This is a genomic window from Corynebacterium bovis DSM 20582 = CIP 54.80 (assembly GCF_030408615.1).
In the GTDB taxonomy this organism is placed as follows: Bacteria; Actinomycetota; Actinomycetes; order Mycobacteriales; family Mycobacteriaceae; genus Corynebacterium; species Corynebacterium bovis.
The window spans coordinates 1,305,634-1,320,875 of sequence record NZ_CP047187.1 but is presented as its reverse complement, the minus strand read 5'-3'; the positions used below and the strand labels follow the sequence as shown (position 1 = coordinate 1,320,875).

The 15,242-nt window shown below is 74.8% G+C and carries 10 protein-coding genes; 5 read left to right on the top strand and 5 right to left on the bottom strand.

The genetic code is table 11. The annotated features are described in order from the left end of the window. Positions 1-56: 56 nt before the first annotated feature. From ruvX to aspS, 5 genes are all read right to left on the bottom strand, one after another. A complete protein-coding gene (ruvX, locus tag CBOVI_RS05265; RefSeq protein ID WP_010274484.1) occupies positions 57-557 on the bottom strand; it encodes a Holliday junction resolvase RuvX in 501 nt (166 codons plus the stop codon). Continuing rightward, positions 554-3,220 (bottom strand): alanine--tRNA ligase, encoded by a 2,667-nt coding sequence (gene alaS / locus CBOVI_RS05260; RefSeq protein WP_010274486.1) that lies wholly within the window; start codon positions 3,218-3,220, stop codon positions 554-556. Before alaS ends, ruvX begins: the two co-directional genes overlap by 4 nt. 172 nt (positions 3,221-3,392) lie before the next feature. After that, entirely contained in the window at positions 3,393-4,847 is a 1,455-nt protein-coding gene (locus tag CBOVI_RS05255) for a replication-associated recombination protein A (protein ID WP_083826133.1), read from the bottom strand. Positions 4,848-4,861: 14 nt separating this feature from the next. Beyond that, complete coding sequence (locus tag CBOVI_RS05250) at positions 4,862-6,052, bottom strand: phosphotransferase family protein (protein WP_010274490.1); 1,191 nt, start codon at positions 6,050-6,052, stop codon at positions 4,862-4,864. A 106-nt stretch (positions 6,053-6,158) separates the two neighbouring features. Continuing rightward, positions 6,159-7,988, bottom strand: a complete 1,830-nt coding sequence (gene aspS, locus CBOVI_RS05245; protein ID WP_010274492.1) for an aspartate--tRNA ligase — start codon at positions 7,986-7,988, stop codon at positions 6,159-6,161. 195 nt (positions 7,989-8,183) lie between these two features. On the opposite strand from aspS, the gene ypfJ reads away from it, so the two are divergent. From ypfJ to CBOVI_RS05220, 5 genes are all read left to right on the top strand, one after another. Next, positions 8,184-9,110 (top strand): KPN_02809 family neutral zinc metallopeptidase, encoded by a 927-nt coding sequence (gene ypfJ, locus CBOVI_RS05240; protein ID WP_029158077.1) that lies wholly within the window; start codon positions 8,184-8,186, stop codon positions 9,108-9,110. A gap of 294 nt (positions 9,111-9,404) precedes the next feature. Next, on the top strand, positions 9,405-10,478 hold the full coding sequence (locus CBOVI_RS05235) for an ABC transporter substrate-binding protein (RefSeq protein ID WP_010274496.1): 1,074 nt from the start codon (positions 9,405-9,407) through the stop codon (positions 10,476-10,478). A gap of 67 nt (positions 10,479-10,545) precedes the next feature. Further along, positions 10,546-12,945, top strand: a complete 2,400-nt coding sequence (locus CBOVI_RS05230; RefSeq protein ID WP_183273718.1) for a hypothetical protein — start codon at positions 10,546-10,548, stop codon at positions 12,943-12,945. A gap of 49 nt (positions 12,946-12,994) precedes the next feature. After that, positions 12,995-14,182: a hypothetical protein gene (locus tag CBOVI_RS05225; protein ID WP_183273719.1), complete on the top strand. Its 1,188-nt coding sequence runs from the start codon at positions 12,995-12,997 to the stop codon at positions 14,180-14,182. Continuing rightward, the gene (locus CBOVI_RS05220; RefSeq protein ID WP_010264327.1) at positions 14,179-15,183 is read left to right on the top strand and encodes a FecCD family ABC transporter permease; all 1,005 of its coding nucleotides are present in this window, start codon (positions 14,179-14,181) and stop codon (positions 15,181-15,183) included. The genes CBOVI_RS05225 and CBOVI_RS05220 overlap by 4 nt, the downstream gene beginning before the upstream one ends. The last annotated feature ends 59 nt before the right edge of the window (positions 15,184-15,242 follow it).

Here is a 15,242-nt window from a genome sequence, read left to right as displayed (position 1 = left end):
CGTAGTCGCATCCGGATCTTTACACTTCCGTTATTCTGTCACGGATCGGGCAAAAGTCACGAAATGGTGCGCCTCCGCGCGTCCAACCAGCCCTGGAGAATGTGCACCGCGGCCGCCTGGTCGATGCGGCCACGGCCCTTCCTCGCCGACACACCCGACGCCTGCATGGCCTGCGTCGCCGCCATCGTGGACAGGCGTTCGTCGGCGAGCCGCACCGGCACCGACGGCCCGAGCTCCTCCCGCAGCGTCTCCGCGTACACCCGCGCCCGGCGGGTGCTCGCCGTGTCCCGGCCCCGGAGTGTCACAGGCAGACCGACGACGACCTCGACGACGGCGTTGTCCTCGGCGATGTCGAGGATCCGGCCGAGCTCGTGACCCGGGTGGTCCCCGGTGCCCGGTTCGGCCCGCACCGTCTCCACCGGCGTGGCGAGGATCCCGTCCGGGTCGCTCACCGCGACGCCGATGCGCACGGTCCCGACGTCGAGCCCGAGTCGCCGGCCGCGGCCCGGGTCGTCGTCACCCGGCCGGTCCGGGGACCCCGCGGCGTCCCCGCTCACTGCTGCAGGTCCCGGACGGCACGGCGCGCCGCGGTGAGGCCGGCGTCGATCCCCTCCGGCGAGGAACCCGAGCCCTGGGCCATCTCCGGCTTCCCGCCGCCACGGCCGCCGACCTCCGCGCCGAACGCGGCGACGACGTCCCCGGCCCGCACCCCCAGGTCCACCGCCGCGGGGGTGCACGCGACGGCGAAGGGGACCTTGCCGTCGGTGACGGAGGTGAGGAGGACGACGACGGGCTCCGCGCCGGCCCGGCCACGGGCCTCGGCGACGGCGGTGCGCACGTCACCCGCGCCGACGCCGTCGGGCAGCCGCACCGCGACGACCGTGACCTCCCCCTCGGGGGTGCCCTGGGCGAGGTACTCCCCGACCTTCGACGTCACCTCCGCCGCCCGGAGCTGGTTGATCCGCTTCTCCGCCTCGCGCAGCCGCGCCGACAGCGACGCGATGCGCTCGGGCAGGTCCGCGGACGGGGTGCGCAGGTCGGTGGCGAGGCTCGTGACGAGCGCCGCCTCCGTCGACAGGTGCCGCATGGAGTCCAGGCCCGTGTACGCCTCGATGCGGCGCACGCCGGAGCCGACCGAGGACTCGCCGAGGACGGACACCGGGCCGATCTGCGAGGAGTGGTCGACGTGCGTGCCGCCGCAGAGCTCCATGGAGAACGGCCCGCCGATCTCGACGACGCGCACCCGGTCACCGTAGTTCTCGCCGAAGAGGGCCATCGCCCCCATCGCCTTCGCCTCGTCGAGGCTCGTCTCGACGGTGTTGACCGCCCAGTCGGCGTCGACGGCGGAGTTCGTCACGTCCCCGATCTCGCGGAGCTGGTCCTCGGTGAGCTGCTCGCCGTAGGAGAAGTCGAACCGGAGGAAGCCGGGGCGGTTCATCGACCCGGCCTGCACCGCCGTCGGGCCGAGGACCTGCCGCAGCGCCGCGTGGATGAGGTGCGTGCCGGAGTGCGCCTGCCGGGCGGCGTGCCGCCACGCGTCGTCGACGACGGCGGTGACCCGCTCACCGACGGCGAACTCCCCGCCCGTCACCGCGACGGAGTGGACCCACACCCGCTTGCCGGTCTTCTGCACGTCCTCGACGTCGCCGGCCCCGCCGGGGGCGCGCAGCGTGCCCCGGTCGGCGAGCTGGCCGCCGGACTCCGCGTAGAACGGCGTGCGGTCGAGGATAACCTGGACGCGCTCACCCTCGCGCGCCCGGTCGACGAGCGCGCCGTCCCGGATGATGCCGAGGATCTCCGCCTCGGCCTGCCGGTCCGTGTACCCGAGGAAGACCGTCGGGTGGTTGTCGACGAACGGCCGGTAGACGCTGACGTCGGCGTGGCCGTGCTTCTTCGCGTCGTTGTCCGCCTTCGCCCGGGCGCGCTGCTCGTCCATGAGCGCGCGGAACCGGCCCTCGTCGACGGACAGCCCCGCCTCCGCGGCCATCTCCATCGTCAGGTCGATGGGGAAGCCGTGGGTGTCGTGGAGGGCGAACGCCTCCTCCCCGCCCAGCGTCGTGCCGCCCTCGGCGCGGACCTTCTCCGCCGCCGACCGGAACAGGCGGGTCCCGGACTCCAGGGTCTTGAGGAAGGCCTTCTCCTCGCCGACGGCGACGGACCGGATCCGGTCCCAGTTGTCGGCGATCTCGGGGTACGACGGCGTCATCGTCTCGCGGACGGTGTCCATGAGGCGCTCCATCGTGTCCCCGGTCGCGCCGAGGAGCCGGGCGGAGCGGATGATCCGGCGCAGCAGACGGCGGAGGATGTACTCGCGCCCCTCGTTGCCCGGGGTGACGCCGTCGAGGATGAGCATGAGGCCGGTGCGGCAGTGGTCCGCGATGACCCGGAACCGGACGTCGTCGGCGTGGTTCGCGCCGTAGGCGGAGCCGGTGAGCGTCTCCGCGACGTCGATGACGGGGCGCAGCAGATCCGTCTCGTAGACGTTGTCGACGTCCTGGAGGATGCACGCCAGGCGCTCGACGCCCATGCCCGTGTCGATGTTCTTCTTCGGCAGCGCACCGACGATCTCGAAGTCGTCCTTGCCCCGGCCCTCCCCGCGCTCGTTCTCCATGAACACGAGGTTCCAGATCTCGATGTACCGGGTGTCGTCGACGACCGGGCCGCCCTCGCGGCCGTGCTCCGGCCCACGGTCGTAGTAGATCTCGGAGCTCGGCCCGCACGGCCCGGGCACGCCCATCGACCAGTAGTTGTCGGCCATGCCGAGGCGCTGGATCCGCTCCGCGGGCAGACCCACGGTGTGCTCCCAGATCCCCGCGGCCTCGTCGTCGTCGGTGTAGACGGTGACCCACAGCCGCTCCGGGTCGAGCCCGAACCCGCCCTCGTCGAGCGACCCGGTGAGCAGCGACCACGCGTGCGTGATCGCGCCCTCCTTGAAGTACCGCCCGAAGGAGAAGTTGCCCGCCATCTGGAAGAACGTGTTGTGGCGGGTGGTGACACCGACCTCCTCGATGTCGAGGGTGCGGACGCACTTCTGGATCGAGGTCGCCGTGTCGAACGGCGGGGTCTGCTGGCCCAGGAAGTAGGGCTTGAACGGGACCATGCCGGCGTTGACGAAGAGGAGGTTCGGATCGTCGAGGATCAGCGACGCGCTCGGCACCGCGGTGTGACCGGCGGCCACGAAGTGGTCGGTGAATCGCTGACGGATCTCATGGGTCTTCACGGTGGGGCTACCTCGCTCGTGGTCCTGGCTGGTTGTCTGGCACGCGGTCGGGCCGGTGGTCCGGCCCCCCGGTCCACCCGGGGGTCCGGGTCGTCGGGGTCGTGGCCGGGCACCGGTCCGGTGCGGACCCCGGCCCGTGCCCGGCCGGGTGTCCGGTCATCGTGTGAGCATTCTACCCACCGGTGTCCCGGGGGCCGTCGCGGGATCCTCCCGGCTGCGGCGCCGCGCCGTCGACGATCCCGCGGAGCGCCTCCGTCCGTGGCCCGAGGACCCGCTCGTGCCCGTGGTCGGTCGGCCGGTAGTACCGCACCCCCACGAGGTCCTCCGGCGCGTACCGCTGGGTGAGCACCCCCCGCGGGTCGTCGTGGGGGTAGGCGTACCCGATGGCGTTGCCGAGGTCCCGGGCCCCGGCGTAGTGCCCGTCACGAAGGTGCGCGGGGACGACGGTTCCCTTCCCCGCCCGCACGTCGGCGAGCGCCGCGTCCACGGCCGCGATGACCGCGTTGGACTTCGGCGCGGTGGCGAGGTGGATGGTGGCCTGCGCGAGCGGCAGCCGGCCCTCGGGCATGCCGATGGCCTGCACGGCCTGGTGGGCCGCGACCGCCACCTGGATCGCCGTCGGGTCGGCGACGCCGATGTCCTCCGAGGCGAGGATGACGAGCCGCCGGGCGATGAACCGCGCGTCCTCCCCCGCCTCGATCATGCGCGCGAGGTAGTGCACCGCCGCGTCGACGTCGGACCCGCGGACCGACTTGATGAACGCGCTGGTGACGTCGTAGTGCTGGTCGCCGTCGCGGTCGTAGCGGACGACGGCCCGGTCGATGCTGCGGCGCACGTCGTCGACGGTGAGCGTCGCCCCGTCCGCGCAGGACTCCGCGGCGGCGTCGAGGTACGTCAGGCCACGCCGCGCGTCGCCCGCCGACAGGGCCACGAGCTGGGCCAACGCCTCACCGTCGACGGTGACCCGGCCCGCGAGCCCCCGGGGGTCGTCGACGGCCCGCCGGAGCACGGTGGCGACGTCGTCGTCCCCCAACGGCCGCAGCTGCACGAGCAGCGACCGGGACAGCAACGGGGAGACCACGCTGAAGCTGGGGTTCTCCGTCGTCGCGGCGACGAGGAGCACAGTCCGGTTCTCCACCGCCGAGAGCAGGGCGTCCTGCTGGGTCTTCGAGAACCGGTGGACCTCGTCGATGAACAGCACGGTCGGGCGGCCGTGGACGAGCCGGCGGCGGGCGGCCTCGATGACGGCCCGGACCTCCTTCACCCCGGAGTTCAGCGCCGACAGGGCCTCGAAGTGCCGGTCCGACGCCGAGGAGATGAGGGACGCGACGGTCGTCTTCCCCGTGCCCGGGGGTCCGTACAGGATGACCGAGGTGTCGCCGTCGCCGTCGATGAGCCGGCGCAGCGGCGACCCGGGGCCGAGCACGTGCCGCTGACCGACGACCTCGTCGAGGGTCCGCGGCCGCATCCGCACCGCGAGCGGCGCGTGGGTGCCGGGGTGGAAGTAGTCCCGGGCGGCGCGGTCACCGGTCGTGCCGCCCGCGCCGGCGCCGCGGCCGGAGGTGTCCCCGGACCCGCCGTCGGCGCCGTCGCCGGACACGCCGAAGAGGGCGTCGTCACCGGTCATGTCCACCCCGTCCGTCACCGGACCTGCGGCGTCGCCCCGAGGCGGGCGAGCCGCTCGAGCAGCGCGCCGGCGAACTCCCCCACCGCCGGGAACCGCGGGTCGTCCATCGCGCCGGCGAAGCGCCGGATGGCCTCCGCCGTCGTCGCGAGGTCCCGGAGGTGCTCCTGCGGCATCGTGCTGATGTGGCTGCCGTCGCCCCGGGTGACCCCGGGGCCCGCCTGGCCGGCGCGGCGGACGTCGAGCGTGCCGTAGTGCAGCAGGGACAGGCCCATGAGCGCCCAGCCGATGAGCGCCGTCATGACCGAGCCGGCGAGGACGGCGTCGTCCCGCACCGCGGGCCACGCGGCCTCGACCTCGGAGCGCCACGCCGCGATGAACTCCGTGACGTCGCCCTCGTCGGGCAGCGGGGTCGTCGTGTCCTGCGGGAAGCCCGCGATGACGCTGGCGACGTCGAAGGCGACGTCGCGGAAGCCCGCCCACTCGTAGTCGAGGAAGACCACGCGCTCGGTGAGCATGATGTTGTCGGGCGTGAGGTCGAAGGGGGTGAACGCCCGGAGGTGCTGGTGGCCGTGCCGCGACGACGAGTCCTCCGCGAACGCGCGGACGGTCGGGTTCACCGGGACCCCGTCGTCCTCGAGCAGCCGGATACCCGTCGAGGCGAGCCCCGCGACGTCGACGTCGCGGCTGAGCTCCCCGTCCGGGTCGACGCCGTGCTTCATGCACTGCCGCCGGTGGAGCGTCTCGAAGCTCGCCTCCCCGGACGACGTCGCCGCGTGCATCGTCCCCAGGGCGCGGCCGAGCTTGCGCAGGCCCGAACGGCGGGCCTCCGCGTCGCCGAGGGTGAGGACGTCGGTGAAGCTCACGCCGTCGCCGGCGTCGGAGAGGATCATGAGCCGCTGGTCGAGGTCGTGCGCGAGGAGCAGCGGGCCGGGCCGCAGGTGCTCGGCGAGGGTGTTCGTGTACTGGTAGGCGACGACCTCGCGGATCATCGCCGCGCCGGAGTCGCCGGCGTCGTCGCTGAGCGGGGGAAGCTGCTTGACGACGACGGTCCGCTCCTGGAGGAAGGGGTTCGGGGCGACGCGGACGCGCAGCACGAGGGCCGGGCCGTCCCCGCCGAGATCCTCCGGCTGGGAGAGCTCCTGCGCTCCGCCGAAGCGGTTCGCCAGCAGGTGGCTGGCCGCCGCGACGGTCGTTTCGATGCTCATGACTGCTCCGTCCTCGATGTCCGTGGTCGTCGCCGGGTCCCCGTCGGACCGCCGGGGGTGCCGGGTGCCCGGCCGCCCCGCGCGGGCGGGCGCGACCGGGTCCCGGTCACTTCCGGCCGTCCCCGGCGGGCGCGGTGCCCTCCGGCTGTGCTGCGTCCCGGCGCCGCGGCTTCGCGTCGATGCCGGCGTCCTTCCGCTGCGCGGCGGTGATCTCCGACGGGGCGTCGGTGAGGGGGTCGACGCCGCCGCCGGACTTCGGGAACGCGATGACGTCGCGGATCGAGTCGAACCCGCCGAGGAGGCTGACGATCCGGTCCCAGCCGAACGCGATGCCGCCGTGCGGCGGGGCGCCGAAGGCGAAGGCGTCGAGGAGGAACCCGAACTTCTCCCGGGCCTCCTCCTCACCGATGCCCATGACGGCGAACACCCGCTCCTGGACGTCGCGGCGGTGGATACGGATCGAGCCGCCGCCGATCTCGTTGCCGTTGCAGACGATGTCGTAGGCGTACGCCGTCGCCTCCCCCGGGTTCTCGTCGAAGGAGTCGATCCACTCCGGCTTGGGCGACGTGAACGCGTGGTGCACGGCGGTCCACGAGGAGTGGCCGAGGGCGACGTCGCCCGACGCCGTCGCGTCGGCGGCCGGCTCGAACAGCGGGGCGTCGACGATCCACGTGAAGGCCCAGTCGCCGTCGCGGATGAGGCCGAGCTTCCGGGCGATCTCGTCGCGGGCCGCGCCGAGCAGCGCCCGGGAGGACTTCGTGTCCCCGGCGGCGAAGAAGATGCAGTCGCCCGGCTCCGCGCCGACGTGGGCGGCGATGCCCGCCCGCTCGGCCTCGGTGATGTTCTTCGCGACCGGGCCGGACAGCTCCCCGTCCTCGCCGACGAGGATGTACGCCAGGCCCTTGGCCCCGCGCTGCTTCGCCCACTCCTGCCAGGCGTCGAGCTGGCGGCGGGGCTGGTCGGCCCCGCCGGCCATGACGACGGCGCCGACGTACTCGTTCTGGAACACGCGGAAGGTCGTGTCCCGGAAGAACTCCGCGCACTCGGTGATCGTGATGTCGAAGCGCAGGTCGGGCTTGTCGGACCCGTAGAGCCGCATGGCGTCGGCGTAGGTCATGCGCGGGATCGGCGTCGGGATCTCGTACCCGATCTCCCGCCACAGGGCGACGAGGATCTCCTCGGCGAGGGAGATGACGTCCTCCTGGTCGACGAAGCTCATCTCGACGTCGAGCTGCGTGAACTCCGGCTGCCGGTCGGCCCGGAAGTCCTCGTCCCGGTAGCACCGGGCGATCTGGTAGTAGCGCTCCATGCCCGCGACCATGAGCAGCTGCTTGAACAGCTGGGGCGACTGGGGCAGCGCGTAGAAGGTCCCCGGGCGCAGCCGGGCGGGGACGAGGAAGTCCCGCGCGCCCTCGGGGGTGGACCGGGTGAGGGTCGGGGTCTCGATCTCCGTGAAGTCGTGCGCGGCGAGGACGCCGCGGGCGGCGGCGTTGACGCGGGAGCGCAGCCGCAGCGCGTCGCCCTGCGTCGCCCGGCGGAGGTCGAGGTAGCGGTACCGCAGGCGGGTCTCCTCGCCGACCTCGCCGCCCGACGCCGGGTCGTCGATCTGGAAGGGCAGCGCCGTCGACTCGTTGAGGATCTCGAGGTCGGAGACGTTGACCTCGATGTCGCCGGAGGCGAGGTTGGGGTTCGACGACCCCTCCGGGCGGGCCTCGACGACGCCGGTCACGCGCACGCAGTACTCGCTGCGCAGGGCGTGGGCGCGGTCGGCGACCTCACTCTCCCGGAAGACGACCTGGGCGACGCCGGAGCGGTCGCGGAGGTCGATGAAGATCACCCCGCCGTGGTCGCGGCGGCGGGAGACCCACCCCGTAAGGGTGACGGTCTCTCCTACATTGTCGGAGCGCAGTTCGCCGGCGAGATGGGTCCGCAGCACGTCGAGGTGTTCCTTCCAGGGTGTTCGGTGGTTGTCGGGGGTTCCCGGTCCCGACGCCGTCCGCCGCCGGGTCTCCGGCCGCGTCCGCGCGTCCGGACGTTCAGCCTGTCAGCATACCCGGCCGGCGTCCACCGCCGGTCACCGCCGGTCACCGCAGGTTGCCGTGGCTTCCACGGCCCCGGCATACTCGACGACGTGACTTTCAACGGGAACATCCAGGGCTCCGGCGGCCGCAGCTCCTCCGGCGGGGGCGGCGGCGCCGGAGGAGGCCTCGGCGGCGGAGGCTTCGGCGGGGGCGGCGGGGGCATGGGCGGACTGCTCATCGGACTGCTGCTCAGCCGCGGCGGACGGGGCGGGGTCGTCGGGCTCATCGTCGTCGCCGCGGTGCTGTTCTTCATGAACGGCGGCGCGTCGATGTTCTCCGGGGACACCGGGAAGGGCACGGACACCGCGGCCGAGTGCCGGACGGTCGACGACTTCAACACGAAGGTGGACTGCCGGATCGACGGCACCGCCACCTCGCTCGACCGCGTGTGGGGGCAGGTCCTCCCGGCCGAGGCGGGCATCCGGTACACGCAGCCGGACGTCCTGCGCGTCAGCGGACAAACCCGCACCGGCTGCGGGGCGGCGGACGCCACGGCGTCGGGACCCTTCTACTGCCCCTCCGACACGACCGTCTATATCGGCACGGGCTTCTTCGACCAGCTGGCCCGGATGGGCGGGTCCGACGGCCCGTTCTCCCAGATGTACGTCCTGGCCCACGAGTTCGGGCACCACATCCAGAAGCTCCAGGGCACCATCGGGCTGTCGGACTACAACGACCCGGGCCCGGACTCGAACGCCGTGAAGATGGAGCTCCAGGCCGACTGTTACGCGGGCCTGTGGGCGAGCCACGCCGACCAGGGGGACGACGCCGTGCTCGAGCCCATCACCCAGGACCAGGTCGAGCAGGCGGTGACGTCCGCGAAGGCGATCGGCGACGACGCCATCCAGTCCTCCTCCGGCCAGGGCGTCGACCCCGGCGAGTGGACGCACGGCTCGTCGGAGCAGCGGCGGGACAGCTTCCTCCGCGGGTACCAGGGCGGGACGATGGCGTCCTGCCGCGCGGACTTCAACCGGTGACGTCCGGCTCCCGCCGCCCGCCCCGCCCGTGAGACCCGCGGTTCGCCCGCATGACCCCCTGTTCAGGGGGTCTTTCTTGATCCCCGGGGGTCGGCGGGTCGGGTGTCCCCGGCCGGGGCCGTCAGCGACACGTCCGTGTCAGTCCCGGCGGCCGTGACCGCGTCGAACCGGTCGTCCTCCCCCACCGGCACTGGCACACCCCGGACACTCCGGGACCGCACCGTCGCCCCCACCGGTCGCCCTCCCCGGTCGGCTCTTGTCTGGAGCTAAGGCTGCACTTATTGTGAAGCAGTCATGCAGCACTCCGAGGAGACCCGACCCATGCCCCACCTCCGGTACGCCTCCACCCCGCCGCCCCGGGCGGCGCGACGCCCCTCCCGCCACCCGGCGGTCGCCGTCCTCGCCGCCGTGCTCTCGGCCCTCGTCGCGGCGGTGACGCTCACCGCGTGCGGCGGCACCGGCGCCACGGTGGCGGGTGAGACGCGGACCGTCACCGACGTCGAGGGCACGACCGTCACGGTCCCCGCCGCCCCGCAGCGGGTCGTCGCCCTCTCCGAGCCGGTCCTCGACGGACTGCTCTCCCTCGACGTGACGCCGGTCGGCGTCGTCGCCGGCCGCGGCCAGCGGGCGGTGTCACCGTACCTCCCCGAGTCGGCGCGGACACTCCCCCTCGTCGGCCGCGTCGGCCAGCCGAACTTCGAGGCGATCGGCACCGTCCGCCCCGACCTCATCCTCATCGACGGCACGAGCGTCAACAACAACCCGCCGATCATCGCCCAGCTCCGCCAGATCGCCCCCGTCGTCTACACCGGCTACGCCGGCGGCGACTGGCGGGAGAACTTCCGCCGGGTCGCCGACGCCGTCAACCTCGGCGACCGGGCCGACGGCGTCCTCGGCCGGTACGACGACGAGGCCCGGACCCTCGCCGGCGAGCTCGGCCGGTACGCGGACAAGACGTTCTCCATCGTCCGCTGGCAGGGCAACTCCGCGTCGCTCATCCTCAACGACCTCCCGCCCGGGCGGGCGCTGAAGGACGTCGGCCTCCGGCGACCGCCGGCCCAGGACCGGGACGGCCGCGGGCACTCCGAACCGGTCTCGGAGGAGAACCTCCGCGACATCGACGCCGACTACATGTTCTTCGGCACGCTCGGCGGGTCGAGCGTGGCCAACCCCGACGCCGGCGGGGCCGCGGACGTCGAGGGGGCCCGCCGCGCCCTCGAGGACGCCCGGTCGCGCCCGGCCTTCGCCGCCCTGCGGGCCGTGACGGAGGACCACGTCATCCCGGTCGACGGGTCCTCGTGGACCTCCACCGGCGGCCCGCTGCTCATGACGTCGATCCTGCGCGACATCCGCGAGGACCTCCTCTGACGCGGCCCCCTGTTCCGGCCCTTCACCCCACCGCCCCGCCCACCACCACCCTGATGAGGCTGACCCGATGACCACCGCCCCCCGCCCGACCACCTTCTCCACCCTGTCCCCGCCGCCCGCGGCGTCCGCGCCGCACCGGGCCCTCGCCGTGCTCGTCACCGCGGGCCTCGTCGCCGCCCCGGTGACCGGCGCCGGGACCGCCACCGCCGCGACGGACACCTCCGCCGCCCCGGCCCGGACGTCGGCCCCCGCCGCCCCCGTGACCTCAGCGGCACCCACGACCCCGGCGACCCCCGCGGCGGTCGGGGCGTCGACCTCCCCCTCCCCGACCCCGTCCGCACCGGCCGCCGCCGCCCGGGACACCGCGCAGCCGACGGCGACCACGGCCGCCCCGGAGCCCGGCCGGCCGCCGCTGGTGGTCGTGACCTCGCCGACCGACGGCGCGACCCTCGAGGTGCAGTCCGAGGTCGACCCCGGCGGGAGCATCACCGTCCGCGGCGCCGGGTGGGGCGCGGGGGTGACCCCGGCCCCCGTCGTCACCCTCAAGCTCAACTACACCCTTCCCGCCCCCGACGGCCGCAGCGGGCAGTACAGCCGGAGCACCGGCGTCCTCGACCACCCCGTCACCGGCCGGCCCGAGCCCACCATCTGGCAGCTCGTGACCGTCCGCCCCGACGGCACGTTCGAGGCCACCGTCGACCTCCCGACCGACGGCGGGGTGCCCGTCGTCCCCGGCCAGAAGCTCACCGTCAACGCCGCGGCCGGCCTCACCGGTCCGGGGGCCGACGCCGCCCGCGCGACGCGCTCACTGATCTCCGCGCCGGTCACCGTCGGGGGTGTCCCGTGGGTGGAGCCGGAACGCCCCACGGTCTCCTGCACCCCCTCCACCCCCGAGACGCTCGTCGAGGTCGCCCACGTCCCCGACGCCGAGGGCCGCCTCCGCGTCAGCGGCACCGGCTGGTGCAACCCCACCCACGGCGGCGCGACGATCGCCCTCAAGATCGACGACGGCGCCTTCAGCCGCCTGCCCGAGACCAAGGTCCACGACAACCTCACGGTGTGGCAGATCGTCAAGGCCGACCTGTCCGGGAACTGGAGCGTCGACATCGACCTGCCCGACGGCACGACCGCCGGGCCCCGCGGCTCGAACCCCGCCCTCCCCCCCGGCGAACACTGGATCCGCATCCTCAGCGGGTCGCTCCAGCAGGACGACCCCATCCGGACGATCCCCAGCCCGGCGCAGAAGAAGGAGGGGCTGACGAGCTTCGTCGTCGGCGAGTACAAGCCCGGCTCCCCGCCCGACCCGGTGAACCCGCGCAGCGACCTCACCGACGCGACCCGGCACGGGGTCACGGCGACGCGCCGCGCGAACGGTGACCTCGTCGTCACCGTCCCCGGGGCCGTCGAGGGCGACTGGATCTACGCCACCGCCTACATCGCCGACGGCTCGCCCCGCCACCCGTGGCCCGGCCGGTGGTTCCGGGCCGCCGCCGACGGCACCGTCACCCTCCCGGCCGCGGGCACGACCCTGCCGGACGGCACGGTGTCCCTCGTCCTCCAGTCCGGGAACCGGGGGCAGACCGGCACCCTCCTGGGGTGGGTCCCCGTCCGGACGTCGACGGCGACGCCCACGGACCCGGACTGGTACCTCGAGGCCACCGGCATCATCGCCGCGATCCAGGCGATGCTCGACGGCGTCGAGTCCCTCGTCAAGGAGGCCGGACCTGACCCGGCCACGACGACGGCCCGCACCGCGGCGCCGACGACCCCGGCGACGGCCCCCGCCACCGCCGGCACCACCGGCGCAGCCGCCGCCGACGCGGTCGCCTGGGACGCGACAGCCGGGGACACCGACCCGGGCATCGTCACGTGGGCGGCGCCGGCGACCCTGCCCACCGTGCCCGCGTGGTCGACCGTGCCCGCGCCGACCGCCACGACCACCACCGCCGGCGCGGCCACGACCGGCACGACGGCCCAGGCCCCGGCCGACCGTCCGGCGACGCCGCCGGCCCCGCCGGCCCCCGACCTCGCCGCCCTCACCGGCCTCCCCGCCGGGCAGGTCACCGCGACGCTCGACGGCAACACCGTGACGCTCACGCTCGCCGACGGGCAGCCGGGCGACTGGGTCTTCCCCTACGTCTACGACCCGGACCCCGTGGCGGTGGACTGGATCCCCCTCGACGGGTCGCGGTCCCTCGCACTCGACGTCTCCTCGATCCCCGACGGCGACCACCGCATCGCCCTCGTCCGCGCGGACGGGTCCCTCGCGGGCTGGGTCCCCGTCGTCCTCACCTCCGTGCCCGACGCCCCGGTCGCCACCCCGGCCATCGCCGCGGCGGGCATCCCCACGACCTGGCCCGACGACGGCCTCACCGCCCGGGACGGCCTCGTCATCGCCGTCAGCGCCGCCGTCACCGCCCTCGCGGCGGCCGCCGCCGGCCTCACGCGCCGCCGGTTCCGCCGGTGACGCACCGGCCCCCGTCACCACGCCCACCGTCGACACCCAGGAGCATCCCGTGAACCACCTCCCCCTCCACCGCCCCCTCCGCACGTCCCCGCGCCGCCACCGGGTCCGGTGCACCCTCGCCACGGTCGCCGCCGCCGGGGTCCTCGCCTCCACGGCGCCGTGGGCCGTCGCCGTCCCCCCGGGCGGCCCCAGCCCGGACACCCCGGGCACGTCATCGTCCGTGAGCCCCCGGACCGTCCGCCCGTGCGAGTCCCTCAGCTACACCGTCCGCGGCTTCCCGGCCGGCGAGGTGCTCAACATCAAGATCGACGACGGCATCGGCTACAGCGACACCTCCGTCCAGGGCACCGGCGTCGTCGCCCAGCAACGCATCGACAGTGACGGCACCGTCTCCGGGTCCCTCCAGCTCCCCTGCGACATCCCGCCGGGCGCGCACTGGCTCCGGTTCCTCGCCTCACAGCCCGTCGGCAACGGTGGGACCGGGGTCAAGGGGTTCACGCTCCGCGGCGGCGGGGACTTCACCGTCGTCGCCGACTCCGGGACCACCCCCGGCGGGGGCGGCACGGGTGGCGGTGCGGGCGGGGCCGGTGGCACCGGCACCGGCGGTGGTGCGGCCCCGGCCCCGGCCCCCGTCCCCGTGCCCGTCGCCCCGAACGCGGCGCAGCCGGGTGCGGCGAACCGCCCCGCCGGTGCCCGCCCGGCCGCGGCCGCACCCGCCGCCCGTCCGCCGGCCGCCGCGCGCCCGGGCGCGGCCCCGCAGGTCGCGGCGGCCGGCGCCCCCGGTGCACCCGGTGCCCCCGCCGGGGCCGGCGCGGCAGCGGCGACGACGGCCGCCCGCGGACCCGCCGCCGGTGGGGCCCCCGCCGGTGCGGCGGCCGGCGCCGCCGGGACGGCCGCGGCCGCCGGGGCCGCGACCGGGATCGGCGGCGGGCTCGTCGACTCCTACGGCAACCCCGTCCCCGTGTCCTACGACCAGGCCGCGACCGTCCAGGCGCAGGCCCGTCCCACACTCTGGGGCCTGCCCGCGACCGGGGTGCTCATCGGCGGGGCGATCCTCCTCGTCGGGTTCACCGCGATCATCGTGTGGACCGTCAGCGGGGCCGTGCGGGACCGCGCCTTCCGGGCCGGGGCCCTCGCCGCGGCCGGTCACCCGGACGCGGTGGACGACCCGGACGCCGGCGACACCGGCGACACCGTCGACGCCGACGGGGCCGTCGTGCCGGGCGCGGCCCGGTGACCCGGCCCGCGGTCCGTCGCACCGTCGGGCTCGCCGGCCTCGGCGTCGCCCTCGTCCTGCTGCTGGCCCTCTCGGTGGCCGTCGGTTCCAACCCGCTGCCCCTCGACACCGTGTGGCGGATGCTCACCTCCCCCGACGGGTCCTTCGAGGCGATCATCGTCCGGGACCAGCGCATCCCCCGGACGGTGCTCGTCGTCGTCGTGGGCGCCGCGCTCGGGGTCGCCGGGGCCCTCATGCAGTCCCTGACCCGGAACCCGTTGGCCGACCCCGGCATCCTCGGCGTCAACGCGGGGGCGTCCCTCGCCGTCGTCCTCGCCGTGGCGGTCACCGGGATCACGTCGGTCTGGTTCTACCTGTGGTTCGCGTTCGCCGGGGCCGCGGCCGCCGCCGTCGCGGTGTACCTCCTCGGGGGCGGTGGCCGTCGTGCCCCCGACCCCGCCCAGCTGGCCCTCGCCGGGGTCGCCGTGAGCATGGCGGTGTCCGCGGTCGTCCAGGGGGTCGTGCTGAGCAACACCAACGCGTTCAACGAGTTCCGGTTCTGGGTCGCCGGGTCCGCGGAGGGCCGCGGGTACCCGGTGACCCTCGCGGTGCTCGGGTTCATCGTCGCGGGGCTGATCCTCGCGGCCCTCGTCGCCCCGGCTCTCAACGCCCTCGCCCTCGGCGACGAGTCGGGCCGGTCGCTCGGCGTGCACGTCGCCCGCACGCGGGTGCTCGTCGTCGTCGCGATCACGCTGCTCGCCGGCGCGGCGACGGCGGCCGTCGGCCCGCTGATGTTCCTCGGCCTCGTCGTGCCGTTCGTCGCCCGCGCGATCTGCGGCCCGGACCAGCGGTGGATCACGCCGACGTGCATCCTCGCCGCCCCGGTCGTCGCCCTCGTCGCGGACGTCGCGGCGCGGACCGTCGTCGCGCCGCAGGAGGTGCAGCTCGGGATCATGACCGCCCTGCTCGGCGGACCTGTCTTCATCGCGGTGGTGCGCCGCCGCCGGATCGAGGCGCTGTGACCACGCGACCGTCCCGTCCCACGCCCGGCCCGCGACCGACCCGCACGTCCCCCGGGTCC

Excerpts from the sequence above, each read along its gene's own strand:
- CBOVI_RS05230 (WP_183273718.1), top strand. The coding sequence starts at position 10,546 with ATGACCACCGCCCCCCGCCCGACCACCTTCTCCACCCTGTCCCCGCCG.
- CBOVI_RS05235 (WP_010274496.1), top strand. The coding sequence starts at position 9,405 with ATGCAGCACTCCGAGGAGACCCGACCCATGCCCCACCTCCGGTACGCC.
- CBOVI_RS05250 (WP_010274490.1), bottom strand. The coding sequence starts at position 6,052 with ATGAGCATCGAAACGACCGTCGCGGCGGCCAGCCACCTGCTGGCGAAC.
- CBOVI_RS05255 (WP_083826133.1), bottom strand. The coding sequence starts at position 4,847 with ATGACCGGTGACGACGCCCTCTTCGGCGTGTCCGGCGACGGCGCCGAC.